Raw genomic sequence first — 1213 nt, forward strand, 5'->3', positions numbered from 1 at the left:
CCTGGGTGCAAATGACCGGTGTGCCTTGCTGCTCCGCGATGGCGAGCATCCGGTGCCGGCCGCGTTTGGGGCTCTTGGCGTAGGACTCTTCGGTGAGGGTGGGCTCGTTGTGCACCGGCACACCCAGCTCCTCCGCGAGGGGCTCCACCGTCTGGTGGCAGCGCAGCCGGTCGGCCGCATAGACGTCGGTGGCGCCGAAGGCCAGCAGCTGCGGCACCAGCGCCTCGGCCTGCGCGCGGCCCCGTTTGTCCAGCGGCCGTTGGGTGTCGTCGCCCTTGAAGCGCGATTTACGGCCCGCCGTCCCGTGCCGGACCACCACCACCGTGTGCGTGTCCGCGGGATGTTTGGTGAAGTGGCGCAGCATCTTTCGGTCGTGAGAGTAGCTGATTTTCTTCAGCGCGTCGGAAATCGGTAGCCACACCAATTCGTCGACCTCGTTGCCGGGGGTGAAGTCACCGCCGGTGCTGCGCGCGGCCCAGTAGTAGACCTTCTTGACCCCGGCATCGATCGGGTAGCTCACCATGTCGAGCCGCCTGCCCAGGATGGAGTGGTGCCCCGTCTCCTCGCGTACCTCCCGCACCGCGGCGACGGGCGCCGTCTCGCCCGGGTCGACCTTGCCCTTGGGCAGCGACCAGTCGTCGTAGCGGGGGCGGTGGATCACCGCGATCTCGAGGCCGGGGTTGGTCGAATCGGTCGGCCGCCACAGCACGGCTCCGGCGGCATACACGATCCGGCTTCCCGAACGCGAGCTCTTGGTCGGCAACTCAACTCCTGCAGGTCAATTCGGTGCGGGGTCGCGCGCACGGTCGCGGTGCGGCCGGAGACAACCGTAAAGCACCACGCGGAGGGTTACGGACTGCGGTGCCGCTCCATCAACGACACTTGGTGATCGCGCACGGTGTGGCCCTCTTGCGGCGACGCGGTCCACTGCCCGTCGGGCCCCAGCTCCCAGCATCGAGTGGAGGGGTCGAGTGCGGACTCGAACAGGTCGTCCAGGTATGAGGTGAGCCTCGGATCCTTGACCTGAACCAACGCCTCGACGCGGCGGTCGAGGTTGCGGTGCATCATGTCGGCGCTGCCGATCCAGAACTCGTTGATGCGATTGAAATGCATGATGCGGGAATGCTCGAGGAAACGACCGAGGATCGAGCGGACCGCAATGTTCTCCGAGAACTCTTCGGCGCCGGGGCGCAGCGCGCAGATGCCGCGCACC

The 1213-nt window shown here is 67.2% G+C and carries 1 protein-coding gene and 1 pseudogene; both read right to left on the bottom strand.

Annotated elements, in window-relative coordinates; translation table 11 throughout:
• Window positions 1-763 (bottom strand): bifunctional NUDIX hydrolase/histidine phosphatase family protein (locus A9X03_RS12770; protein ID WP_067785768.1); only part of this gene is annotated, 763 nt, incomplete at its 3' end.
• Between the two features lie 86 nt (window positions 764-849).
• Window positions 850-1213 (bottom strand): annotated as a pseudogene (locus tag A9X03_RS12775) (RNA degradosome polyphosphate kinase); the annotation flags it as partial.

The sequence above is a fragment of the Mycobacterium sp. E1715 genome (assembly GCF_001667625.1).
Lineage (GTDB): Bacteria > Actinomycetota > Actinomycetes > Mycobacteriales > Mycobacteriaceae > Mycobacterium.